Origin of the sequence: Agromyces cerinus, assembly GCF_016907835.1 — a bacterium.
GTDB classification, from domain to species: Bacteria; Actinomycetota; Actinomycetes; order Actinomycetales; family Microbacteriaceae; genus Agromyces; species Agromyces nitratus.
The window spans coordinates 701,161-725,634 of sequence record NZ_JAFBCT010000001.1 but is presented as its reverse complement, the minus strand read 5'-3'; the positions used below and the strand labels follow the sequence as shown (position 1 = coordinate 725,634).

Annotated in this window: 22 protein-coding genes; 9 read left to right on the top strand and 13 right to left on the bottom strand. The window is 71.3% G+C overall.

Annotated features, from left to right (window positions below; all coding sequences use genetic code 11):
• From JOE59_RS03360 to ribH, 3 genes are read left to right on the top strand one after another with little or no spacing between them, the layout of a single operon-like run.
• Entirely contained in the window at nt 1-744 is a 744-nt protein-coding gene (locus JOE59_RS03360) for a riboflavin synthase (RefSeq protein WP_204458930.1), read from the top strand.
• Complete coding sequence (ribA, locus tag JOE59_RS03355; protein WP_204458929.1) at nt 741-2,045, top strand: GTP cyclohydrolase II; 1,305 nt, start codon at nt 741-743, stop codon at nt 2,043-2,045. The genes JOE59_RS03360 and ribA overlap by 4 nt, the downstream gene beginning before the upstream one ends.
• A complete protein-coding gene (ribH, locus tag JOE59_RS03350) occupies nt 2,042-2,518 on the top strand; it encodes a 6,7-dimethyl-8-ribityllumazine synthase (RefSeq protein ID WP_204458928.1) in 477 nt (158 codons plus the stop codon). The genes ribA and ribH overlap by 4 nt, the downstream gene beginning before the upstream one ends.
• Nucleotides 2,519-2,608: 90 nt before the next feature.
• On the opposite strand, the gene JOE59_RS03345 is transcribed toward ribH, so the two are convergent.
• Nucleotides 2,609-3,058 (bottom strand): DUF2269 family protein, encoded by a 450-nt coding sequence (locus JOE59_RS03345; RefSeq protein WP_204458927.1) that lies wholly within the window; start codon nt 3,056-3,058, stop codon nt 2,609-2,611.
• Between the two features lie 259 nt (nt 3,059-3,317).
• Between JOE59_RS03345 and JOE59_RS03340 the strand changes: the two genes are divergently transcribed.
• The gene (locus tag JOE59_RS03340; protein ID WP_204458926.1) at nt 3,318-4,679 is read left to right on the top strand and encodes an MFS transporter; all 1,362 of its coding nucleotides are present in this window, start codon (nt 3,318-3,320) and stop codon (nt 4,677-4,679) included.
• An 82-nt stretch (nt 4,680-4,761) separates the two neighbouring features.
• Here JOE59_RS03340 and fdxA read toward each other — a convergent pair whose 3' ends face one another.
• The 11 genes from fdxA to JOE59_RS03285 all read right to left on the bottom strand — a co-directional run bounded on the left by fdxA (nt 4,762) and on the right by JOE59_RS03285 (nt 15,855).
• The gene (fdxA, locus tag JOE59_RS03335; protein ID WP_204458925.1) at nt 4,762-5,088 is read right to left on the bottom strand and encodes a ferredoxin; all 327 of its coding nucleotides are present in this window, start codon (nt 5,086-5,088) and stop codon (nt 4,762-4,764) included.
• Entirely contained in the window at nt 5,085-6,515 is a 1,431-nt protein-coding gene (locus JOE59_RS03330) for an FAD-dependent oxidoreductase (RefSeq protein WP_204458924.1), read from the bottom strand. Before JOE59_RS03330 ends, fdxA begins: the two co-directional genes overlap by 4 nt.
• Entirely contained in the window at nt 6,515-7,330 is an 816-nt protein-coding gene (cobA, locus tag JOE59_RS03325) for a uroporphyrinogen-III C-methyltransferase (RefSeq protein ID WP_179550687.1), read from the bottom strand. The genes JOE59_RS03330 and cobA overlap by 1 nt, the downstream gene beginning before the upstream one ends.
• On the bottom strand, nt 7,327-8,322 hold the full coding sequence (locus tag JOE59_RS03320; RefSeq protein ID WP_179550688.1) for an ABC transporter permease: 996 nt from the start codon (nt 8,320-8,322) through the stop codon (nt 7,327-7,329). The genes cobA and JOE59_RS03320 overlap by 4 nt, the downstream gene beginning before the upstream one ends.
• The gene (locus JOE59_RS03315) at nt 8,312-9,055 is read right to left on the bottom strand and encodes an ABC transporter ATP-binding protein (RefSeq protein ID WP_179550689.1); all 744 of its coding nucleotides are present in this window, start codon (nt 9,053-9,055) and stop codon (nt 8,312-8,314) included. The genes JOE59_RS03320 and JOE59_RS03315 overlap by 11 nt, the downstream gene beginning before the upstream one ends.
• Nucleotides 9,056-9,063: 8 nt before the next feature.
• Nucleotides 9,064-10,176 carry an ABC transporter substrate-binding protein gene (locus tag JOE59_RS03310; protein WP_239560076.1) on the bottom strand — a complete coding sequence of 371 codons (1,113 nt, stop codon included), beginning with the start codon at nt 10,174-10,176 and terminating at the stop codon, nt 9,064-9,066.
• Between the two features lie 4 nt (nt 10,177-10,180).
• On the bottom strand, nt 10,181-11,536 hold the full coding sequence (locus JOE59_RS03305) for a sulfate adenylyltransferase subunit 1 (protein ID WP_204458923.1): 1,356 nt from the start codon (nt 11,534-11,536) through the stop codon (nt 10,181-10,183).
• Nucleotides 11,536-12,459, bottom strand: coding sequence for a sulfate adenylyltransferase subunit CysD (gene cysD / locus JOE59_RS03300; protein ID WP_239560074.1), 924 nt, complete (start codon nt 12,457-12,459; stop codon nt 11,536-11,538). The genes JOE59_RS03305 and cysD overlap by 1 nt, the downstream gene beginning before the upstream one ends.
• Nucleotides 12,456-13,199, bottom strand: a complete 744-nt coding sequence (locus JOE59_RS03295) for a phosphoadenylyl-sulfate reductase (RefSeq protein WP_204458922.1) — start codon at nt 13,197-13,199, stop codon at nt 12,456-12,458. Before JOE59_RS03295 ends, cysD begins: the two co-directional genes overlap by 4 nt.
• A complete protein-coding gene (locus tag JOE59_RS03290; protein ID WP_179550693.1) occupies nt 13,196-14,929 on the bottom strand; it encodes a nitrite/sulfite reductase in 1,734 nt (577 codons plus the stop codon). Before JOE59_RS03290 ends, JOE59_RS03295 begins: the two co-directional genes overlap by 4 nt.
• A gap of 155 nt (nt 14,930-15,084) precedes the next feature.
• Complete coding sequence (locus tag JOE59_RS03285) at nt 15,085-15,855, bottom strand: sirohydrochlorin chelatase (protein WP_179550694.1); 771 nt, start codon at nt 15,853-15,855, stop codon at nt 15,085-15,087.
• 107 nt (nt 15,856-15,962) lie between these two features.
• On the opposite strand from JOE59_RS03285, the gene JOE59_RS03280 reads away from it, so the two are divergent.
• The 5 genes from JOE59_RS03280 (at nt 15,963) to JOE59_RS03260 (ending at nt 21,436) form a co-directional block, all read left to right on the top strand.
• Nucleotides 15,963-17,540, top strand: a complete 1,578-nt coding sequence (locus JOE59_RS03280) for a carboxylesterase/lipase family protein (RefSeq protein WP_204458921.1) — start codon at nt 15,963-15,965, stop codon at nt 17,538-17,540.
• 132 nt (nt 17,541-17,672) lie between these two features.
• A complete protein-coding gene (locus tag JOE59_RS03275) occupies nt 17,673-17,900 on the top strand; it encodes a hypothetical protein (protein WP_074258510.1) in 228 nt (75 codons plus the stop codon).
• A gap of 79 nt (nt 17,901-17,979) precedes the next feature.
• Nucleotides 17,980-19,857 (top strand): ABC transporter ATP-binding protein, encoded by a 1,878-nt coding sequence (locus JOE59_RS03270; RefSeq protein WP_204458920.1) that lies wholly within the window; start codon nt 17,980-17,982, stop codon nt 19,855-19,857.
• A 143-nt stretch (nt 19,858-20,000) separates the two neighbouring features.
• Nucleotides 20,001-20,828 (top strand): hypothetical protein, encoded by an 828-nt coding sequence (locus tag JOE59_RS03265; protein ID WP_204458919.1) that lies wholly within the window; start codon nt 20,001-20,003, stop codon nt 20,826-20,828.
• 104 nt (nt 20,829-20,932) lie between these two features.
• The gene (locus tag JOE59_RS03260; RefSeq protein ID WP_204458918.1) at nt 20,933-21,436 is read left to right on the top strand and encodes a 2'-5' RNA ligase family protein; all 504 of its coding nucleotides are present in this window, start codon (nt 20,933-20,935) and stop codon (nt 21,434-21,436) included.
• Here the strand turns inward: JOE59_RS03260 and JOE59_RS03255 are convergent.
• Nucleotides 21,408-24,464: an alpha-mannosidase gene (locus tag JOE59_RS03255; protein ID WP_204458917.1), complete on the bottom strand. Its 3,057-nt coding sequence runs from the start codon at nt 24,462-24,464 to the stop codon at nt 21,408-21,410. The two genes, JOE59_RS03260 and JOE59_RS03255, sit on opposite strands and share 29 nt — an antisense overlap.
• Nucleotides 24,465-24,474 lie beyond the last annotated feature (10 nt).

Genomic DNA, 24,474 nt, shown 5'->3' with positions numbered 1-24,474 from the left:
ATGTTCACCGGAATCATCGAGGAGCTCGGCACGATCGAGCGCATCGAGCGCACCGCCGACGCCGCGCGGCTCACGGTGCGCGGCCCGCTCGCCGTCGAGGGCGTCGCGCACGGCGACTCGATCGCCGTGTCGGGCGTGTGCCTGACCGTCGTCGAATTCGACGCCGAGCGCTTCACGGCCGACGTCATGGCCCAGACGCTCGCGATGTCGACGCTCGACGCCGCTCGCGAGGGGCTCGCCGTGAACCTCGAACGAGCCGCACGGGTCGGCGACCGCCTCGGCGGGCACATCGTGCAGGGCCACATCGACGGCACCGCAGAGGTGCTCGAGGTCCGCCCGGGCGAGGCGTGGCGGGTCGTGCGATTCTCGCTCGACCCGGCGCACGCACCGCTCGTGGTCGACAAGGGCTCGATCGCCGTCGACGGCGTCTCCCTCACGGTCAGCGCCGTCGGCGACGAGCCTGGCGGCTCGTGGTTCGAGGTCTCCCTCATCCCCGAGACGCTCACGGCGACGACGCTCGGCGAGCGCCGGGCCGGCGACCGGGTGAACATCGAGACCGACATCGTCGCGCGACAGGTCGCACGGATGCTCCGATTCGCCCCCGGCTGGAACGCCGAGCCCGAAGCGCGCCCGAACTCGGTCATCGGGTTCCAGGCGGCGCCGCTCTCGCAGCAGCCGTCGGCGCCCCAACCGGCGGCGCCCCAGTTCACCGAACCGCAACCGACGACCGGAGGAGCCGCATGAGCCTCGCCACGATGCCCGAGGTGCTCGAAGCCCTCCGCGCCGGAAAGCCCGTGATCGTGGCCGACGACGAGGCTCGCGAGAACGAGGGCGACGCCATCATGGCCGCCGAGTTCGCGACGCAGGAGTGGATCGCCTGGATGGTGCGCAACACGAGCGGCTACCTCTGCGCGCCGATGCCCAACGAGCTTGCCGACCGCCTCGCACTGCCGCTCATGACCGAACGCAGCGAAGACGTGCGCGGCACGGCCTACACGATCACCGTCGACGCCGCCGATCGCACGTCGACCGGCATCTCGGCCTCCGACCGCGCCCACACCCTGCGCGTGCTCGCCGATCGCACGTCGACCCCCGACCGGCTCATCCGCCCGGGCCACGTCATCCCGCTGCGCGCGGTCGACGGCGGCGTGCGCGAACGCGCAGGGCACACCGAGGCGGCGGTCGACCTCATGCGACTCGCGGGCCTCGCGCCGGTGGGCGTCATCGGCGAGATCGTGGCCGACGACGGCGAGATGATGCGACTGCCCGGGCTCATCGAGCTGGGCGAGCGCGAGGGCCTGCCCGTCACGACCGTCGCAGCCCTCATCGACTGGCTCGAGCAGCACCACGCGGGCCACGACCTCGCCGCGACGCCCCCGGCTGCAGCGGTGCCCGAGACGTCCTCCGTCGACTTCGAGGTCGAGACGGCCCTGCCGACCGAGCACGGCGAGTTCCGCGTGCGCGCCTACCGCGACCGGGCGACCGGCGCCGACCACGTCGCGATCATCGCGGGCGACCCGGCTTCGGCCGCCGACGGTGCGATCGTCCGGGTGCACTCCGAGTGCCTCACGGGCGAGGCCTTCGGCTCGCTCAAGTGCGAGTGCGGGCCGCAGCTCGACGCCGCACTCGAGACGATCCAGGAGGACGGCGGCGTCGTCGTCTACCTGCGCGGTCACGAGGGACGCGGCATCGGCCTCATCAACAAGCTCCGGGCCTACCGGCTGCAGGAGGACGGCCTCGACACCCTCGATGCGAACCTCGCGCTCGGGCTGCCGATCGACGCGCGCGACTACAGTGCAGCGACCGCGATCCTCACCGACCTCGGCATCGACCGGGTCCGGCTGCTCACCAACAACCCCGAGAAGGTGCGCCAGCTCGAGGCCCACGGCATCACCGTGAGCGAGCGCCTGCCGCTCGTCGTCGGCGTGGGCACCGGCAACACGGGATACCTCGACACCAAGCGGCACCGCATGGGGCACGCGATCGACGACCGGCAACTCACCGACGGCGCAGCCGAATCACTCCTGGAAGGACACCCATCATGAGCGGAGCAGGATCCCCCGCACTCGACGTCGACGGCCGCGGCCTGACGGTCACGATCGTCGCCGGCAGCTGGCACGACGAGATCACGAACGGCCTGATCGCCGGGGCGACACGTACGCTCGAGGCATCCGGCGCCGACTTCTCGCTCGTTCGCGTGCCGGGCAGCTTCGAGCTGCCGGTCGTCGCGAAGGCGGCCCTCGACGCGGGGGCCGACGCGGTCGTCGCGCTCGGCGTGATCATCCGCGGCGGCACGCCGCACTTCGAGTACGTGTCGGCGGCGGCGACCGACGGGCTCACCCGGGTCGCACTCGACACCGGAAAGCCCGTCGGATTCGGCCTGCTCACCCTCGACGACGAGCAGCAGGGGCTCGACCGTGCCGGCCTGCCCGGCTCGAAGGAGGACAAGGGTCGCGAGGCGGCCGAGGCCGCCGTCGCGACGGTTCGCGCCCTGCGCGAGCTCACGTCGGTCGAGTAGCGACGAAGGAGCGTATCGAGACCACGTCAACGGGTCTCGATACGCTCGCTGGCGCTCGCTACTCGACCGGCGAACTCACCGCGCTGAGTGCTACGGCTTCCAGACCATCAGCACGACGACGGCGAGGAGGAGCAGCGACGAGATGCCGCTGCCTGCCGCGATCGCGGGGTAGCTCGCCTTCGGCGCGTCGGCGCCGTCGCCTGCACCGGAGTTGAGCGCTTCGGCGGCCTTCTTCATCGACGGCACGACGACGAACATCGTCACGACGAACGCGATGACGTAGAGGATGATCGACCAGAGGATCCACGGGGTCGTGATCGAGAGTTCGAACTCCTCGGGCGCCATGCTCATGGCGCCGAACCCGAACACGAAGACGAGCAGCGACAGCCAGGTGAAGATCGTCGTGGACTTCGCGAGCACCGCGACCTGCGACCCGTTGCCGGCGCGCACCGCCCGCATCGCGGTCATCGGGAGGATCGCCATCGGGCCGACGATGAAGACGGCGCCGGCGACGTGCAGAATGCTGATGAAGGTATCCATGGGGTCAGCCTAACGACGGGCGGATGCAACGGGCATCCGTCGTTCGATCCATCTCCCCCGGCGTGGCGGGCGCCGCTCACCGCGCGGATGCCACCGCTCGTCGCACGCCGGGCCCTCGATCTGGGGGATCGTCAACGATCGAGGCGTAGGCTAGTGCGGTTGCCACAAGCGACGATTCCACCTCACCGACTCCGCTCGACGCCCGACCGACGTGCCCGGAAGCCGGCGCAACGCTCACCCATTGGAGTCCTCGCTGACGATGTCCACATCAACCGCGGCCACGGCCGCCCCCGCAACCCCCGCGAATCCTCGCAGCCGCGTCATCCTCGCGAGCCTCATCGGCACGACGATCGAGTTCTACGACTTCTACGTCTACGCGACCGCCGCCGTGCTCGTGTTCCCGCACCTCTTCTTCCCGACCGGCGACGCGACGACCGCGCTGCTCGCGTCGTTCGCCGTCTTCGGCGCCGCGATGGTGGCACGCCCGCTCGGCGCGGTCATCTTCGGCCACCTCGGCGACAAGCACGGGCGCAAGGCCACTCTTGTGGGGGCGCTGCTCACGATGGGCATCGCGACGTTCCTCATCGGCCTGCTGCCGACCTACGCGATGGTGGGCTGGCTCGCGCCGCTCCTGCTCGTCATCCTCCGCATCGCGCAGGGCTTCGCGCTCGGCGGCGAGTGGTCGGGTGCCGCGCTCGTCGCGACCGAGAACGCGCCGAAGGGCAAGCGCGCCTGGTACGGCACGTTCCCGCAGCTCGGCGCGCCCATCGGCTTCATCATCGCCAACGGCCTGTTCCTCATCATCGCGGCGGCACTGCCGTCCGATGATCCGACGATGCCGTCGCAGGCCTTCCTCGACTGGGGCTGGCGCATCCCGTTCCTGTTCTCGGTCGTCATGGTGATCGTCGGCCTCTGGGTGCGCCTGCGCCTCGTCGAGTCGGCCACCTTCTCGAAGGCGTCGAAGGAGGGCAAGCTCAAGAAGCTCCCGCTCGGCGAGGTCTTCAAGCACCACTGGAAGCAGCTCATCCTCGGCACCTTCTTCATGCTCGCGACCTACGTGCTCTTCTACCTGATGACCACGTTCTCGCTCAGCTACGGCCGCGCGCCCGTCGAAGGCGCGGAGGGCGTGCTGCCCGGGCTCGGCTACTCGTACAACACCTTCGTGCTGATGCTCATCGGCGGTGTCGTCTTCTTCGGCATCTTCACCCTGCTCTCCGGCCCGTGGGCCGACAGGTGGGGCCGCCGCAAGACGCTCATCTGGGTGACGCTCGCGATCATCGTATTCGGCCTGCTGTGGGTGCCGCTCCTCGGCGCCGGGTTCTGGGGCGTCATGCTCTGGCTCGTCGTGGGCTTCTCGCTCATGGGCATGACCTTCGGCCCCATGGGAGCGCTCCTGCCCGAGCTGTTCCCGACGAACGTGCGCTACACGGGCTCGGGCATCTCGTACAACGTGTCGTCGATCCTCGGCGCGGCCGTCGCCCCGTTCATCGCGGTGGCGCTCTGGGGCGCCGGTGGCGGCAGCCCGTTCTGGGTCGGCATCTACCTCTCGGTCATGGCCGTGCTCACGCTCATCGCCCTGCTCGTCTCGAAGGAGACGAAGGACGTCGACATGGACGCCTGATCACCGGTGCTGCGAAGGGCGGATGCTGCGGCATCCGCCCTTCGTCGTCGGCGCACGCGACTCGAGGTCGCCGGCGCACGCGTCAGGCGTGCGCCGCCTGGGGCGGCAGCGCCGCGATGAGCGGGTGGTCGAAGTCGAGCACCCCCGTCTTCGCGGCACCGCCGGGCGAGCCGATCTCATCGAAGAACTCGACATTGGCCTTGTAGTAATCGGCCCAGACGTCGGGCAGGTCGTCTTCGTAGTAGATGGCCTCGACGGGGCAGACCGGCTCGCACGCACCGCAGTCGACGCACTCGTCGGGGTGGATGTAGAGCGAGCGCTCACCCTCGTAGATGCAATCGACCGGGCACTCGTCGATGCACGCCCGGTCCTTGACGTCGACGCAGGGCAGCGCGATGACGTAGGTCACGAGAGCGCCAGGGCGCCGTCGCGCGAGATCTCCACCTGCTCGTCGCGGGCCACGACCTTCACGCGCTCGCGCACGATGCCGGCGTGCGCGGCCACGGCCGGCTCCCACGCCTCGCCGAGCCCGCGCTCGTGCGCGTCGAGCTCCAGCCATCCGGCCCAGGTGGTGAAGCGGATGCCCCGCGCCTCGAGCAGCTCGAACACCTCGTCGCCCTCCGCCGAGTCGACGATCGGCTCGGGCAGCGAGCCCGCCGCGGCATCCGCCAGCAGGTTCGTGACGGTCTCGAGCGCGTCGCCCTTCGTGTGGCCGATGAGGCCGACGGGGCCGCGCTTGATCCACCCGGTGGCGTAGACGCCCGGGATCGCTGCGCCCGCGGCATCCGTGACCCGGCCGCCCTCGTTCGGGATCACCGCTGCGCGCTCGTCGAACGGCACGCCGGCGACCGGCGAACTCGCGTAGCCGACGGCGCGGTAGACCGCCTGCACGGGCACGTCGACGAACTCGCCGGTGCCCTCGACCGAACCGTCGCCGACGGGGCGCGTGCGCTCGAAGCGCACGCCCTCGACGCGCCCGTCGCCGAGCACCTCGACCGGTGCGTGCAGGAAGTGCAGGTGCAGTCGGCGCGACGCCGTGTACTCGTGATCGGCGGGCTTCCGCCACCCGTTGAGCGTGCGGGTCATGACCTTGACCTGGTTGTTCGATGCGAACAGCGCCTCGGCGTGCGGGTCGTTCGCCGCTCGCTCGAAGTCGTCGTCGTAGACGATCACGTCGACGTCGGGCACCTCGCCGAGCTCGCGCAGCTCGATCGGCGTGAACTTCACGTGGCCGGGGCCGCGACGGCCGAAGACGTGCACGTCGGTCACCGGCGAGGCTTCGAGGCCTTCGACGACGTTGGCGGGCACGTCCGTCGTCAGCAGGTCCCTCGGGTGCTTCGCGAGCACGCGGGCGACGTCGAGGGCGACGTTGCCGTTGCCGATGACGGCGATCGACTCGGCCTCGAGCGGCCACTCGCGCGGCACGTCGGGGTGGCCGTCGTACCAGGCGACGACGTCGGCGGCGCCGAAGGAGCCGGGCAGCTCGATGCCGGGGATGTCGAGCGGGGCGTCGCGCAGGGCTCCGGTCGCGAAGACCACGGCGTCGTAGCGTTCGCGCAGCTCGTCGACCGTGATGTCGCGGCCGACCTCGACGTTGCCGATGAGCCGGATCGTGCCGGCGTCGAGCATCTCGTGCAGCGAGTTCACGATGCCCTTGATGCGCGGGTGATCGGGCGCGACGCCGTAGCGGATGAGCCCGTAGGGCGCGGGGAGCGACTCGAACAGGTCGATCGCGACCTCGCCGCCGACCTCGGCGACCTGGCGGCTCAGGATGTTGCCGGCGTAGATGCCGGCGGGGCCGGCGCCGACGATCGCGACGCGGAGGGAGAGGGTCATCAGAGGGTGGCCTTTCGGTTTCTGCTGGTTGAGCTCGTCGAAACCAGATCGGGAGCGCTGATTTCGACAGGCTCAATCAACAGGGACGTTGCGTACGGGCTCAGGGTCACGACGTCGCCGACGACGACGACCGCGGGCGAGCGGATGCCGCGGCGCGCCGCCTGCAGGGCGATGGTGTCGAGCGTGCCGACGGTGACGCGCTGGGCCGGCCCGTAGCCGTCTTCGATGATCGCGACGGGGCAGTCGCCGCCGCGTTCGCCGCGGGCGAGGGTGATCGCCGAGTTCGCGAGCGTGCCGATGCCCATGAGCAGCACGACCGTGTGGTCGCGGCCCCCGCCGAGCGACTTGATCTGCTCGTGCCCGGTGACGACGGTGAAGGTCGTCGCGAGCCCGCGGTGCGTGAGCGGGATGCCGGCGATCGCGGGCACCGAGATGGCGCTCGTGATGCCCGGAACGACTTCGACGTCGATGCCGTGGTCGCGGCAGAAGGCGAGCTCCTCGCCGCCGCGGCCGAAGATGAACGGGTCGCCGCCCTTCAGCCGCACGACGCGCTTGCCGTCGCGGGCCAAGGTGACGAGCAGCGCGTTGATCGCGTCCTGCGGCACCGCGTGGTGGCCGGGGAGCTTGCCGACGTCGACGACCTCGGCACGGAGCTCGATGCCCTCGGCGGCGAGCCCGTCGAGCACTCCGCGGGCCCCGAGGCGATCGGCGACGATGACGTCGGCGGCCTCGAGCGCGCGGAGGCCGCGGATCGTGAGGAGTCCAGCATCGCCCGGGCCGGCGCCGACGAGCGCGACACGACCGGCGGCGGTCATCGGGTGCCTCCCAGGAGTCCGCGGCGACGCAGCATCCGGCGCTCGAGCGGGGCGAAGAAGACGAGTTCGATGAGGATGCCGATGAAGAGGATCACGAGCACCGCCGCCAGCACACCGCCGATGTCGGCGAGCTCTCGGCTCTGCTGCAGCATCGAGCCGAGGCCGAAGCCGATCGTGCCGCCCATGGCGATGATCTCGGCGGCCATGAGCGAGCGCCATGAGAACGCCCAGCCCTGCTTGAGGCCGGCGACGTAGCCGGGAAGCGCCGCGGGAAGCACGACGAGGGTGGCGAGCCGCGTGCGTCCGGCGCCGAGCACGGTTCCCACGCGGCGCAGCTGCGGCGGCACCTGCTCGACGCCCGCGATGAGGCCGTTCACGATCGACGGCGTGGCCCCCATGAGCACCACGAAGTAGACCGTGGCGTCCGTCAGTCCGAACCAGAGGATCGCGGCGGGCACCCAGGCCACCGACGGCAGCACCTGCAGACCCGAGATGATGGGTCCGACCGCCCGGCGCAGCGGCTTCACCTCGGCCAGCAGCAGGCCGAGTGGCGTGCCGATCACGACCGCGATGAGGAAGCCGACGACGCCGCGCTCGAGGCTCGTGAGCACCGCGGTCTGCAGGCGGCCCGACTCCCATGCCTGAGACATCGCGGCGAGCACGTCGAGCGGGCCGGGAACGATGTCGGGGCGCGGCTGCGCGATCACGACGTAGAGCTGCCAGGCCGCGATGAGCGCTACGACGAAGAGGATCGGCGGCAGGACGCTCGTGGTGAATCGCTGCCAAGCGCGCGGTGCGTGCTCGGGATCGGTCTGCAGCCGGTCGAGGCCCGCCTCGAGACTTCTGAGGTCGTCAGCGGCTGGTCGAGTAGCGCCCGACGAAGGAGGACGCGTATCGAGGCCCGGTGAGGGGCTCTCGACATCGGCTTCCAGGGTCTCGATACGCTCCTGCGTCGCTACTCGACCGGCGGTGGGGTTCTCGTCATGCGGCATTTCGGCGGATCTCCTTCCGGAGCTGTTCCGTGATCTCGATCGAGAGCGCCGCGACTTCGGGAGACTCGATGCGGCGGCCGGATGTCTCGGCGATGCGCCACTCGCCCGCGACTCGGCCGGGCCGGGACGACAGGAGGACGACCCGTTGCCCGAGCCGAGCAGCTTCGCGGACATTGTGTGTGACGAAGACGATGGTGCGACCGGTGCGACGCCAGACGCGCTCGAGCTCCTCGTGGAGGAGGTCGCGGGTGATGGCGTCGAGGGCGGCGAACGGCTCGTCCATGAGGAGCACGGGCCGGTCCTGCGCGAGAGCACGGGCGAGCGCGACGCGCTGCCGCATGCCGCCCGAGAGTTCGTGGGGTCGCTTCTCCGCGGCATCCGCGAGGTTGACCGTGTCGAGGAGCTCCAGTGCCTCGCCTCGCCGAGCCGACCGCGCGACGCCACGCAGTCGCAGCGCGAGCTCGACGTTCTGGCGGGCGGTGAGCCACGGCATGAGCGCCGACTCCTGGAACATCACGGCCGCGCCCTCGGCGGGCACGTCGATGGTGCCCGTCGTCGGGCGGTCGAGGCCGGCGATGAGGTTCAGCAGCGTCGACTTGCCGCAACCGGATGCGCCGAGCAGGCAGACGAACTCTCCGGCCGAGACGTTCAGGTTCACGTCGTCGAGCACGAGCGGGCCCGCGCCGAAGCGCTTGCCGAGCTGCTCGATGCGGATGGCCGTCTGCCCGCTCATGGTCGCTCCTACTCCTCGCCGAGGCCGCCGGCCGAGACCGGTTCGCCGCCGTCGGATTCGAGCAGCCCGTTCAGGAGCCGCAGGTCGAACAGGCCGTCGATCGAGCCGTCCTTCTGCGTGCCCGCCTCGAGGCCGTTCGCGACGAGGGTCTCGAAGGTCTCGGCGTGCGGGTCGACCGAGAAGGTCACGTACTCGAGCGCCCGGGTGATGACCTCGTCGGCGAGCGGCTTGCCCGTCTCGGCCTCGAGTGCCGCGTTGATGACGGTCGGCGCCTCGGCCGCGTGGTCTTCCAGCCAGGCGACGGATGCCACGTGGCCCTCGAGCAGCGCTTCCACCGTCTCGGGGTGCTCGTCGAGGAACTCGGCGCGCACGAGCAGCACGGTCGTCGGGAACGCGCCGTCCTCCCAGAGGTCGGCCTCGTCGACGAGCACGTGCGCGCCGGCGTCGACGATCAGGCGCGAGACCCACGGTTCGGGCAGCCAGGCACCGTCGATCCCGCCCTGCTGGAAGAGCGTGAGCGTCTGCGCGTTCTCGGTCGGCGTGATGTGCACGTCGCCGCCGCCCGTCGTGTCGGTCTCGTATCCCTCGCTCGCGAGCCACGAGCGCAGCGCCACGTCCTGCGTGTTGCCGAGCTGCGGCGTCGCGAGGGTCGTGCCCTCGAGGTCGGCCGGCGAGTCGATGCCGTCGCGGACGACGAGCGCCGCTCCGCCCGTGGCGGCACCGGCGACGATGTGCGCCGACTGCCCTCCCGACTGGATGAACGTGTTGATCGACGGGTTCGGCCCGATGTAGGTCGCGTCGATGGCGCCGGCCGAGAGTGCCTCGATCGCGGCCGGGCCGGCGTTGAAGACCTGCGTCGTGAGCTCCGTGTCGCCGAGGGCATCGCCGAAGAGGCCCTCCTCCAATCCCACGAGCGCGGGCGCGTGGGTGACGTTCGCGAAGTACCCGAGTCGCAGCTCCGCCGCGGGCTCCGTGGTAGCGGATGCCTCGGCGTCCGGTCCGGCGGCGGCCTGCGGCGCGCAGCCGCTCAGGGCGAGCACGGCGGTCGTGACGATCGCCGCGGCGAGCATCATGCCCGCGACCAGGCCGAGGCGGGAACGGACGCGTGATGTTGCGGTCATGCTGCTACTCCTTCGGTGTCGGTGGTCGTGCGGGTGGTGCTGCCGGCGTGGCCGGTGGTGGTGTCACCGGGGCGGTGACGATCCCGGCGGCGAGCGTGGCGCCCGACTGCGGGTCGATGACGAGGAACGCGCCGGCGCGGCGATGCGCGGCGTACTCCTCGACGGGCAGGTCGGCCGAGAGGCGCACGCGCACCTGGCCGATGTCGTTGATCTCGAGCAGGTCGGCCGGCTCGAGCTCGAGCGAGTCGAGGTCGCGGCGTCCGACGATCTCGGGCACGAGCGCCTGCACGGTCGTCGTGCCCGACTTCACGAGCACGCGCGCGCCGGGGCGGAGCGGCGCGGCGCCGAGCCAGAAGACCGCGGCGTCGAGTTCGCGACGCGGTTCGGGCAGCGCACCGGCGCCCACCACGACCGCGCCGCGTGCCGCATCGAGCTGGTCGGCGAGGCGCAGCGAGACCGACTGCGGTGCGGATGCCGCGTCGAGCTCGCGCGGCCCGGCGTCGATGCCCGTGACCGTGGTCGTCGCACCCCCGGGGAACACCTGCACCCGGTCGCCGACGCGCACGGTGCCCGACGCGATGCGGCCGGCGAACGCCCGGTAGTCGCGGAAGCGCTCCGGGTCGTCGACGTCGTGCGCCACGGCGCCCTGCGGACGGATGACGAGCTGCACCGGCATCCGCAGCGCCTCGAGCTCGGTCTCGAGCTCGTCGAGCGAGGGCAGCGCCTCGAGCAGCTCGATCAGGCTGGGGCCGTCGTACCAGGGCGTGTTCGGCGAGCGGTCGACGACGTTGTCACCGGCGAGCGCCGAGACCGGGATGACATGGGCCGCGGGCAGGCCGAGGTCGACGGCGAGCGCGGAGACCTCGTCGGCCACGGCCGTGTACGCGGCCTCGGAGTAGCCCAGCAGGTCGATCTTGTTGACCGCGATGATCACGTGGGGCACGCGCAGCAGCGCGACGACGGCGAGGTGGCGCCTGGTCTGCTCGAGCACGCCGTTGCGGGCGTCGACCAGCACGACGACGGCATCGGCCGTGGTCGCACCCGTGACCATGTTGCGCGTGTACTGCACGTGCCCGGGGCAGTCGGCGAGGATGAACGAGCGACGGCCCGTCGAGAAGTAGCGGTAGGCCACGTCGATCGTGATGCCCTGCTCGCGCTCGGCGCGCAGCCCGTCGGTGAGCAGTGCGAAGTCGATCGCGCCGGGTTCGCCGCCGAAGCCGCGCTCGGCGGAGGTGCGGGCGACCGACTCGAGCTGGTCGGCGAGGATCGCCTTCGAGTCGTGCAGCAGGCGGCCGACGAGGGTCGACTTGCCGTCGTCGACCGAGCCGGCGGTCGCGAAGCGGAACAGTGCGTCGCCCATCAGAAGTACCCGTCCTTCTTGCGATCCTCCATGGCGGCCTCCGAGATGCGGTCGTCGGCCCGGGTCGCGCCCCGCTCGGTGAGCGTCGACGTCGCGACCTCGCGCACCACGTCGGCGACGGATGCCGCGTCGGACTCGACCGCGCCCGTGCAGCTCATGTCGCCGACCGTGCGGTAGCGCACGGTGCGCACCTCGATCGTCTCGCCGGCCTGCGCCGGGGACACGTCGGAGATCGCACGCCACATGCCGTCGCGGCGGTAGACCTCGCGCTCGTGCGCGTAGTAGAGCGGCGGCAGCTCGATCTGCTCGCGCTCGATGTAGCGCCACACGTCGAGCTCGGTCCAGTTCGAGATCGGGAACGCCCGCACGTGCTGGCCGACCGTGTGGCGGCCGTTGTAGAGGTCCCAGAGCTCGGGGCGCTGGTTGCGCGGGTCCCACTGCCCGAACTCGTCGCGGAGGCTCAGGATGCGCTCCTTGGCGCGCGCCTTGTCCTCATCGCGACGGGCCCCGCCGAAGACGGCATCGTGGCGGCCCGCTGCGATCGCATCGAGCAGCGGCTGCGTCTGCAGCGGGTTGCGCGTGCCGTCGGCCCGCTCCTGCAGCCTGCCGTCGTCGAGGTAGTCCTGCACGGAGGCCACCTCGAGGCGGAGACCGAGGCGCTCGACCGTGCGGTCGCGGAAGTCGATGACCTCGGGGAAGTTGTGGCCCGTGTCGACGTGCAGCACCGGGAACGGCACCTTGCCCGGCCAGAAGGCCTTCGCCGCGAGGTGCAGCACGAGCACGGAGTCCTTGCCGCCCGAGAAGAGCAGCACGGGCCGCTCGAACTCGGCGACGACCTCGCGGATGATGTGGATCGATTCGGACTCGAGCGCGTCGAGCGCGTCGATGCCGGTCTCGACGGGGATCGTGTCGATGGCGCTCATACGTGCAACCCGCATTCCGTCTTGTCGAGGCCCGACCAGCGGCCGGCCCTGGGGTCCTCTCCCTCGGCGACCTGCCGGGTGCACGGTTCGCAGCCGATCGACGGGTAGCCCTGGGTCAGCAGGTCGTTCACGGGCACACCGAAGGCGTTCGAGTAGTCGATCAGGTCGTCGAAGCTCCACGCCGCGAGCGGGTTGACCTTGACCAGCCCGTTGCGTTCGTCGAACGTCACGAGCGGGGTGTTCGTTCGCGTGGTCGCCTCGTCGCGGCGCACGCCCGTGAACCACAGCTCGTAGCCCGTGAGCGCATCGTGCAGGGGTGCGACCTTGCGCATCGCGCAGCATTCGGCGGCGTCGCGGGCGAACAGGTCGAGCCCGAACTTCGCGTTCTGCTCGGCGACGGTGAGTTCGGGCAGCACGTCGACCACGCGCACGTCGAGCGCCGAGGCGACCTTGTCGCGCGTCTCGTAGGTCTTCGCGAAGTGGTACCCGGTGTCGAGGAAGAGCACGTCGACACCGGGCAACGACTGGGCGACCACGTGCGGGAGCACGGCATCGGCCATCGAGCAGGCGACGGCCGCGGCATCCGCATCGAAGTTGCGCGCGACCCAGGCGATGACCTCGTAGGCGGATGCCTCGTCGGCGGCGAGGCTCCGGAGTTCGACGTTGCCCGCCTCGGCCAGCTCGCGCAGTTCGCCGTGGGTGCGCAGTACCGTGGCGCGGGGTGCCAGGGAGACGCTCATCGGAGCACCTCCTCGTCGGCGCGGTGCGCCCATTCGGCGAACGTCTCGTCGGCGACGGCGTCGCGGTCGTCGAGGAATCGCTTGACGACCCGCTCGACGTAGTCGGCGATGCCGTCGGCCTCGACCTTGAGGCCGCGCACGGTGCGGCCGAGGCCCGCCTCCTCGCGGTCGGCCGTCGCGAGGCCACCGCCGAGGTGCACCTGGTAGCCGGGAACCTGCTCGCCGGCGTCGTTCATGATCAGCTGGCCCTTCAGGCCGATGTCGGCCGTCTGGATGCGCGCGCACGAGTTCGGGCAGCCGTTGACGTGCAGGCTGATCGGGTGCGGCAGGTCGAATCCGTCGAGCGTGCGCTCGAGGTCGAGCACGGCCGCCGTCGCGAACGCCTTGGTCTCGACGATCGCGAGCTTGCAGAACTCGATGCCCGTGCAGGCGATCGTGCCCCGGCGGATCAGGCTCGGGCGGGCCGAGAGGCCGAGTTCGTCGAGGCCGGCGATGAGCGACTCGACCCGGTCTTCGGGGACGTCGAGGATCACGAGCTTCTGGTGCGGCGTGGTGCGCAGGCGCGAGGAGCCGTGCGCCTCGATGAGTTCGGAGAGCTTCGCGAGCGTCGGGCCGGAGACGCGGCCGACGATCGGCGTGGCGCCGACGTAGAACCGGCCGTCCTTCTGACGGTGCACGCCGACGTGGTCGCCGTGCGCGAGCGGCTTGGGAGCGGCGGGGCCGTCGGGCAGCGGCGAGTCGAGGTACTCGGTCTCGAGCACCTGACGGAACTTCTCGGTGCCCCAGTCGGCGAGCAGGAACTTCAGGCGGGCCTTGTTGCGCAGGCGCCGGTAGCCGTAGTCGCGGAAGATCTGCGCGACGCCGTGCCAGGCCTCCGCTACGCGCTCGGGGACGACGAAGACGCCGAGGCGCTCGGCGAGCCGGGGCGCGGTGGAGAGTCCGCCGCCGACCCAGAGGTCGTAGCCGACGCCGAGTTCCGGGTGCTGCACCGCGACGAACGCGACGTCGTTGATCTCGTGCACGACGTCCTGGCTCGGGTGGCCGGTGATCGCCGTCTTGAACTTGCGAGGCAGGTTCGCGAGCGTCGGGTCGCCGATGAACCGGCTCGTGATCTCGTCGATCTGCGCCGTCGGGTCGATGAGCTCGTCGGAGGCGATGCCGGCGACGGGCGAGCCGAGCACGACGCGCGGCACGTCGCCGCAGGCCTCGGTGGTGCCGAGCCCGACCGCTTCGAGGCGCCGCCAGATCTCGGGCACGTCTTCGACGCGGATCCAGTGCAGTTGGATGTTCTGGCGGTCGGTGAGGTCGGCGGTATCGCGGCCGAAGTCGATCGAGATGTCGGCGATCACGCGCAGCTGCTCGGTCGTGAGCTGCCCGCCGTCGATGCGCACCCGCAGCATGAAGAACTCGTCCTCGAGTTCGTGGGGCTCGAGCGTCGCGGTGCGGCCGCCGTCGATGCCGGGCTTGCGTTGCGTGTAGAGCCCCCACACTCGGAACCGCCCGTGCAGGTCGGTCGGGTCGATCGACGCGAACCCGCCCTTCGAGTAGATGCGCTCGATGCGGTCGCGCACGCTCAGGCCGTCGTCGACCTGCTTCCACTCCTCGTTGCCGTTGAGGGGCGCGGTGCCGTCGACCTTCCACTGCCCGTGGGGGCGGCTCGCCGGGCGGGGCGGACGCTCGCCGGAACGGGCCGCCGGGCGGCTCGGCGCCTCGATCGTCTCCTGCGTCATGTCTCTCCTCGGTCACCGCTGAGTGCGGGTTTCGACCGAGGCTAGGCGGGTTGACGGCGGGCCGGGATGCGAGCCGTCACATCACGGCAAGGAAGGCAACACGGCGTCAATCGCGGCAATGCGGCGTCACAATCGGTGAGACGCAGCGTCGCGCGCTATGCTCCCGGCGCAGCATCGGCTGCCTCGGCCACGGCTTCGGCCACCGTCTCCGCGAACCGGTCCAGCACGACGTCGACGAGCTCCTTCGGGGCGTCATCCGGGGTCAGGAGCGGCTCGGTGAGGAGATCGGCGCCCGCGGCCGCCGCGAGGTCCTGGAAGTATCCGGGCGCCAGCAGGTAGCTCGCCGCCACGACCCTGCGGCCGCCTCCGTCCGCCCGAACCGCGGCGATCGCGTCGGCGAGTCGGGGCTCGGCCGCCGAGAGGAAGCCGACCGCCACCGGCGCGCCGAGCGCCGTCGCGAGCCGCTCGCCCATGTCGCGACAGTCATCGACGGCGCGCACATCGCTCGATCCGGCGACGGCGAGCACCACGCGGTCGTCGGGCGACGCGCCCGCCTCGTCGAGACGGCGGCTCAGCACCTCGACGAGCCGGTCGTCGGGCCCGAGCGCCGCGGCGAGCCGCACCTGCCGATCGGCGACGGCCTCGATCTCCCGTCGCAGGTCGACGTGCACGTGATACCCGGCCGAAAGCAGCAACGGCACGACGACCGCGGGCATCGAGGGCGGCAGCGCGCCGAGGGTGGCCGCGACATCCGGTTGCTGCACGTCGACGTGACCGAGTCGCACGGCGGCGGGTGCGGCGGCCGGTGCCGATCGCGCCGTGGTCGACACCTCGACGGCGTCGATGAGCCGCTGCACGGCGGCCTGCCCGTCGGGCGAAGCGGTGCCGTGCGAGATGCCGATGAGGGCGGCCGTGGTGAGGTCCATCCCTCCATCGTGCCCTGCCGTCGGCGCGCTCGCGCACGCGGTATCGTCAACGGCTTTGACAACGCTGTGGACACACCGTAGATTCCGGGAGAACACGAGGGAGCAACATGACTACTGGGAGACTCGCGAAGGTCGCCTCGATCGCGATCGCGGCCACGGCGACGGCACTGCTGCTGAGCGGATGCATCGCCGGCGGCGCGGCCGACGACGGCGCACCTCAAGCCGCACCGCAAGTCGAGATCGAGCAGGGATCGTTGACAGGGGTCACGACCGCCGACGGCGTCGAGTACCTCGGCATCCCCTTCGCCAAGCCGCCGGTCGGCGACCTCCGCTGGCGCGAGCCCGAGGCCCCCGAGCCCTGGGCGGGCGTGCTCGATGCGTCCAAGCCCGGCCCCGACTGCGCCCAGACGGTGAACGGCGACTCCGACGGCTCGCTGAGCGAGAACTGCCTCTACCTGAACGTCTACGCTCCCGAGGACGCCGCACAGGAGAGGCTCCCGGTCGTCGTCTTCCTGCACGGCGGCGGATACACCGCCGGCACCCCGAACATCTACGACGGCCGCAACTTCGCCGCGACCGGCGACGCCGTGACCGTGATCCCGGCCTACCGCCTCGGCCTGTTCGGCTTCTTCGCCACCGCGGCGACCGCCGAGGAGGGCGAGTACGGTGCCCAGGGCAACTGGGGCATGCTCGACCAGCAGCAGGCGCTGCGCTGGGTGCAGGAGAACATCGAGACCTTCGGCGGCGACCCCGACAACGTCACGATCGTCGGCGAGTCCGCCGGCGGCGGCTCGGTCTGCTTCCAGCTCGCGTCGCCAACGGCCGAGGGGCTCTTCGACAAGGCCGTGGTGCAGTCCATGGCCTGCGGCGCCGGCGCACCGGCATCCGACCCGACCGAGTTCACGACGCAGTGGGGCTGCGCGGCCGACGACGCCGAGTGCCTCCGCGCCGTGCCAACCTCGACGATCGTGGGAACGGCGACCGGGTTCGGCTTCGCCTCCCCCGCCAGCGGCGGTCCCGACCAGCCGGTCGGCCCCCTCGAGGCGGCCGCCGACGGCACCCTCGCCGATGTGCCGATCATGATGGGCGTCACCCGCGACGAGTGGCTCGGCTTCGCCTCGGCGCAGTACCCGCTCGACCCCGCCGAGTACGAGGCCGGTGTCACCGCCCAGTTCGGTGCCCTCGCCCCCGACGTGCTGGAGCTCTACCCGGCCGACGCCGGCGAGGACCCGATCTTCGCCTCGGGGTGGCTCAGCGGCGACTCGATGTTCGCCTGCCCGTCGGTCGTCGCCTCCGACAGCTTCGCCGACGCCGGTCGCTCGGTGTACTTCTACGAGTTCGCCGACGAGACGGCGCCCGGATGGCGCTCGCTCGGCGACCCGTTCCCGCCCTCGACGCTCGAGCTGGGCGCCACCCACACCACCGAACTCCAGTACCTGTTCAACTACACCGCCGCACAGCGCGCGTTGAACGAGGAGCAGCTGGCCCTCGCCGACCAGATGGTCGCCCTGTGGTCGGCGTTCTTCGAGACCGGCACCCCGAGCATCGACGGCGGCCCCGAGTGGAGCACGTTCGCCGACGGTCGCGAGGTGCTCGAGCTGAAGACCGAGGAGGCCGGTGGCCTCGAGATGATCGACTCGTTCGAGTCCGCGCACAACTGCGGCTTCTGGAACGGGCTCGGTTAGTCCGGAGCGACGAGGAGGCGGGGCGGCTGGATCAGCCGCCCCGCCTTCGTCGTCTGCACACCCGCTCCTGTGCGCCCCCGTCATGGTCAACTTGCGTTGACGATCGACAGGAAGTCAATTACGGTTGACGCCATGGACGACCACACCCTCCGAACCGCGATCGCGGCGGCCGACGGCGACGACCCGTATCGCGCGCTCCGCGACCTGCACCATGCACGGGTCGCACTCCTCCGCGAGCTCGACCGCGCCGAGGCGACCGCGGTGCGGCGGGCACGGGCCGCAGGGTCGAGCTGGCAGCTCATCGCCCTCGCACTCGACGTCTCCAAGCAGGCCGTGCACAAGAAGTACGGACGCAGGTAGGGCACGTAAGCTGCAAGACGGCGATTTGCGACACTCGGGCGGATGCGGCATCCGCTCGTCGCCACGCCAGGAAGAGGACATGAGCGACACCCCCACCCGACGATCCCCCTTCTCGCGGCGCGGTGAGACCACCGGCCCGCGTGCCACCTTCCGGCAACTGCTGCCATTCATCTTCGAGCACCGGCCGGTGCTCATCTGGGTCGCGATCCTCTCCGTCGTCGGCGCGCTCGCGAGCCTCGCCCAGCCGCTGCTCGTCGCCCAGGTCATCCAGGTCGTCGAGTCCGGCGCCGCGCTCGGCGGCATCGTCTGGGCACTCGTCGCCCTCGTCATCATCAGCGGCGTGATCACGGGCTACCAGCACTACCTGCTGCAGCGCACCGGTGAGGGCGTCGTGCTGTCGAGCCGCAAGCGCCTCATCGGCAAGCTGCTGCGGCTGCCGATCGCCGAGTTCGACACCCGCCGCACGGGCGACCTCGTCTCGCGCGTCGGCAGCGATACGACGATGCTGCGCGCCGTGCTCACCCAAGGCCTCGTCGAGGCGATCGGCGGCACCGTCACGTTCATCGGCGCGCTCATCGCGATGCTCGTCATCGACCCCGTGCTGCTCGGCCTCACCGTGCTCGTCATCGCCGTCGCCATCACGACCGTCACGCTGCTGTCGAGGCACGTGCGCGAGGCGTCGCACCAGGCGCAGGCGAAGGTCGGCGACGTCGCGGCATCCGTCGAACGCGCCATCGGGGCCGTGCGCACCATCCGTGCCGCCGGGGCGACCGAGCGCGAGATCCTCGATGTCGAGGCCCACGCCGAGGGCGCTTGGCAGATGGGCGTGAAGGTCGCGAAGATCTCCGCGCTCATCGTGCCGGTCGCCGGCATCGCGATGCAGGTCTCATTCCTCGTCGTGCTCGGCGTCGGCGGTTTCCGCGTGGCATCCGGTGCCCTCACGGTCGCGGACCTCGTCGCGTTCATCCTGTTCCTGTTCATGATGATCATGCCGCTCGGCCTGTTCTTCGGTGCGATCACCTCGGTGAACCAGGCCCTCGGGGCCCTGGGCCGCATCCAGGAGATCCTCGACCTGCCGGATGAGGACGCGCACGACCGCGAACTCGCCCCGCTCGCCCTCATGGTCGGCGAGGCGAACGAGGGTGTGCTGCCCGGCGCCCCGGCGATCGCCTTCGACGACGTCTCCTTCGCCTACGCGGCGACGCGTCAGGACCCGGCCGACCCGGCGAACGAGTCCGTCGACGAGCACCTGCCCGAGCCCGACGTCACCGACCGCCAGCCGGTGCTGCGCGGCGTCTCGTTCCAGGTGCCCCGCGGCCAGCGCATCGCGCTCGTCGGACCCTCCGGCGCGGGCAAGTCGACGATCCTGGCGCTCATCGAACGGTTCTACGACCCCTCGGTCGGCACGGTGCGCATGGGCGGCCTCGACCTGCGTTCGCTCGACCGCACCGAGCTCCGGGCGCAGATCGGCTACGTCGAACAGGATGCCCCGGTGCTGGCCGGGAGCCTGCGCGACAACCTCAAGCTCGGCAGCCCCGACGCGAGCGACGCGGCGTGCGAGCAGGTGCTGCGCGCCGTGAACCTCGGCGGCGTGCTCGACCGCGACCCTGCGGGCCTCGACGCCGCGGTGGGCGATGACGGCATCATGCTGTCGGGCGGCGAGCGCCAGCGTCTCGCGATCGCCCGCGCACTGCTCGCGGCTCCCCCGATCCTGCTGCTCGACGAGTCGACCTCCTCGCTCGACGGGGTCAACGAGCGCATGATGCGCGATGCCGTCGACGCCGTCTCCGAGGGGCGCACGCTCGTCGTGATCGCGCACCGGCTCTCGACGGTCATCGACTCCGACCGCATCATCGTGCTCGACGAGGGCCGTGTGATCGGCGAGGGCACGCATGCCGAGCTCGTGGCGGCCGTGCCGCTCTACCGCGACCTGGCGGCGCACCAGCTGCTCGTCTGAGCCCCTCGGCGGTGCGCCGTCTCAGTGCGAACCCGAGTGAAACTCAGTGCTCGCTCGGATGGCGCGCCGAAGCCGCCTTCGTAGCGTGGACTCCCGCATCCCCCACCGGATGCCCCCAGCCCACGCCCCACGGAGGACCCATCATGACCATCGCAACCGTCTCGAACGAGCGCGATCTCGACCGTCTCGACGAACTGCCCGTCGACCTCATCGACGAGCTGCCCGATGCGGCCGACGAGGCGGAGACCGCCACGACCCGCAGCGGCCTCGGCAACTCGTTCGATCGCGTGCAAGCCGGCATCCAGGGCTGGCTCCGCCACTGGGAGCCGCTGCGGCTGCCCGCGTTCACCGCCGTGCGCGACGTCATGCCCGACGACGACCACGGCCGCTCCTCGCTGCAGGCCGCCCCGACGCAGCCCGACGGCGCCGTTCGACTGACGGCGAGCCTCTACGACCCGCCGAACCGCGACGGCGACCCGCTCGCATGGTCGCGCAACTGGGCGAGCCTCGCCGTGCTGCCGCCGGCACGGGAGGCGGGCCGGCTCTTCTACCGATTCCGGGTCTCGAGCCGGCTCGTGCTCGACGGACAGGCCTCGCTCAGCCTCGTCTCGACGAGCGTGAACTTCGGCGTCGTCGCGGACATCGGCAAGGCCAGCCCGTTCCACGTCACCGGATTCGCGACGCCGATTGCACGCCCGCTCATGGGCGTGCAGTGCCGCGAAGATCAGGATGCCTCGGCGTCGCAGGTCTTCGAGGGCTCGATCGCCGTGCGCCAGGGCGAGACCCCCGCGATGGCGTTCGTCATCGGCGCCGACCTGCTCTTCGAGCACGGCTGGGTGCGCGTGCACGAGGGGTCGAGCACCTGGATCGGGCCGACCGACCCCGGCGCGAGCGGCACGATCGAGTTCCGTTACGCGCCCGCGGCGATGCTGCGCCTGCTCGGCCGACTCGACGAACCGCACGTCGCCTGAGCCATGCGGGCGGATCCCGCCATCCGGTCGGTTCGGCACCGTACGCCTCGGCACCGTACGCCTCGGCACTGTACGCCGCAGCCGGTGAGGACGAGAATCGGCGGATGACGCGCTTCGTCATCGTGCTGCCGCTCTCGCCGCTCACCGCCGCCGAGTCGTTCACGGTGGCCGACTGGCCGCTGCACGTCACGCTCGTGGAGCCGTTCGCCACCGACCGGCCGAGCGAGGTCGTCGCGGCGGCGCTCGGCAGGGTGGCCCGCGATGCGTCGGCGATCACCAGCACCGCGGGTGAGCCCGCCATGTTCGGCCGTCGCCATGACGTGCCGGTGACCCTCATCAGAGACGGCGGCGAGATCTCCGCGCTCCGAGGCGAGGCGCTCTCCGCTCTCGCCGCCGCCGAGGTCGAGACCGGGCACCTTCGCACCGAATTCCGTCCGCACGTCACCGTGAAGCGCCACGGCCGGCTGGAGCGCGGCGACCGCGTGCTGCTCCGCCAGCTCGCCCTCATCGACATGCGGCCGCCATCGGGCTCGCATCACCGCCGCGTGCTCGGCGTGTGGCCACTCGGCGCGGCATCCGTCACTCGAGTGGTGCCGCCACCCGACTGATGCGAACGGTCGCGAGCTGGAACGGGCGGAGCTCGAGTCGCCAAGCACCGGGCGCTCCCGGCACCGCCGCGAGCCGGGCCCGAGACTCGTCGAGGGGCCGCTCGAGCAGGTCGACCTCGGTCGCCACCGCTCCGGGGAGCTCCGCGGAGAGCACGGCCTGCCTGCGCGAGCCGTGCGCTTCGTAGAGCCGCACCACGACATCACCCGAACGGTCTTCCGCGAGCTTGACCGCCTCGACGATGACCCCGTCACCCGCGACCGCGATCAGGGGGGCGATGCGGTCGACCGCGGCGTCGACCACGCGTCGCGGGGGCACATTGAGCCGGTAGCCCTCGGCGACGGCCTCGGGGATGCCCGCGCCGGGTGCGATCGCCACGCGGAAGACGTGGGACCCCTGGTCGGCCGTCGGATCGGGGTAGCGGGGAGCCCGCAGCAGCGAGAGCCGCACGGTGGTCACCGTGGCCCCGTCGACCACGGTGCGCGCGATGTCGTGTCCGTAGGTCGCGTCGTTGGCGACGGCGACGCCGAACCCGGGCTCGCCGACGTGCACCCAGCGGTGCGCGACGGACTCGAAGCGCGCCGCATCCCACGAGGTGTTCGTGTGCGTCGGCCGATGCAGGTGACCGAACTGGATCTCGGACGTCGCCCGCTCGGCATGCACGTCGAGCGGGAACGCGAGCTTCAGGAGCTTCTGCCGCTCATGCCAGTCGACGTCGAACCGCACGTCGAGCGCCCCGCCCATCGCTTCCAGCGAGACGGTCTCGACGACCTCGGATCCGCCGAACCGACGGGTGATGCGCACGACGGCGCAGGCCGGGTCGTCGTCGACGATCTCGATCGACTCGAGCTCGCGGAGCTCGACGACGTTCCGCCGGTCCTGCACGTCGACGTCCCAGGCATCCCACTGGTTCGGGGTGTCGCGGAAGAGCTGCAGCAGCTTCGCCGCACCGCCCGCGGGGATCGCGTCACGGCCGGTCCTCCGGTCGACGAGGGAGACGAGGAGCCCCTGCTCGTCGAGCACGGCCTCGAGCCGGGCGTTCGCCAGCACGATCCGTTCGCCGTCGCGCCGCACGGTGGACGCGGCATCCGTCTCGGGCGCCGTCGCTGCGGCGAGCGCGGCGACGCCGCCGAGCGGGAGCGGTCCGGCATTCGCCACCACGGTCTGCTCCCCCTCACCGACGAGCGCGCGCAGCGAGCGCGCGATGATCGCCTCGAGCGTCTCGGCGACCTCCGCGTAGCGCCGCTCGGCCTCGGCGTGCACCCAGGCGATCGAGGACCCCGGCAGGATGTCGTGGAACTGCTGCAATAGCACCGTGTGCCAGGCCGACTCCAGTTCGTCGTACGGGTACTGGAGTCGTCCGCGCACCGCCGCGGTCGCGGCCCACAGCTCGGCCTCCCGCAGCAGGTGCTCGCTGCGCCGGTTGCCGCGCTTCGTGCGCGCCTGCGAGGTGTAGGTGCCGCGATGGAACTCGAGGTACAGCTCGCCCGACCAGACCGGCGGCTTCGGCAGCTCGGCCTCCGCCGCCTCGAAGAACTCGCGCGGGCTCGACAGCACGACCCTCGGCGACCCCTCGAGGTCCGCCGTGCGCGCGGCCGCGGCGAGCATCTCCTCGGTGGGTCCGCCGCCGCCGTCGCCCCAGCCGAACGGCACGAGCGAGGTGTTGCCCGAGCCGTGTTCGGCGTACTGCCGCTCCGCCCGCGCGAGCTCGGCGCCCGAGAGCTCGGAGTTGTACGTGTCGACCGGAGGGAAGTGCGTGAAGATGCGCGTGCCGTCGATGCCCTCCCAGTCGAAGGTGTGGTGCGGCATCACGTTCGTCTCGTTCCACGAGATCTTCTGCGTCAGGAACCAGCGGCTGCCCGCCGCACGTGCGATCTGCGGCAGCGCCCCCGAGTAGCCGAACGAATCGGGCAGCCACACCTCGAGCGGTTCGACACCGAACTCCTCCATGAAGAAGCGCTTGCCCGCGACGAACTGGCGGGCGAGCGCCTCACCGCCCGGCATGTTCGTGTCGGACTCGACCCACATGCCGCCGACCGGCACGAACGCGCCCTCGGCCACCCGCCGGCGGATGCGTTCGAACAGCTCGGGATACGCCGCCTTCAGCCAGGCGAACTGCTGAGCGGATGACGCGGCGAACACGAAGCCCGGATTCCGCTCGATGAGCGCGTCGACGTTCGAGAAGGTCCGCGCCACCTTGCGCACGGTCTCGCGGGTCGGCCACAGCCAGGCGCTGTCGATGTGCGCGTGACCGACGCCGTGCAGCCGATGCGAACTCGCCCAGGCCGGAGCCGCGAGTGCAGGCGCGAGCAGCTCACGGCCACGCGCCGCGGTGCCCGACACGTCGTCGGGGTCCATCACGTCGATGCATCGCTCGAGCGCGCGGAGGAGCTGCGCACGCCGGGGCAATGCCTCGGGCAGCTCGGCGTGCAGTCCGCGCAGAGTCCAGACGTCCTGTGCGAGCTCCCACACCGGGAGATCCCGGAGGGCGACCTCGAGCCGGCGCATCCGGTAGAGCAGCGCGTCGCCGGCGGTGGCGGGATCGCCGAGCGGCGTCGGGGCGAACGACCAGCCGCCCTGGAGGTCGGGATTGGAGGCCGCCTCGAGGTACAGCTCGAAGTCCTGCCCGGGTCCGGCCTCGAGCGGCACCGCGCGGTTCAGCGGCTCGATCGCCTTGATGATCACGCCGTCGGCACTCCAGACCGTGCCTTCGGCCTGGAAGCCGGGCGCCGCACCCGTGAACCCCAGATCGACGACGAGCTCGACCCTGGCATCGCGTTCGGCCGCCCACGCTTCGGGCACCCGGCCGCGGATGCGGAACCAGGTCGTTCCCCAGGGCCGGCCCCACGGGGCATCCGTCTCGAAGGGGGTGAAGCGCTGCGCGACCGCTTCGGCGAACGGCACCGGCTCGCCCGGCGCCACCCACTGCTCGATCGAGACGGGGGCGCTCCGGCGATGGAGCGCCGGCTCGATGCGCTCGGCGACGAACCGCGCGATTCGCCGCTCGACCAGCCTGCTGTCGTCGTGCATCGGACCAACC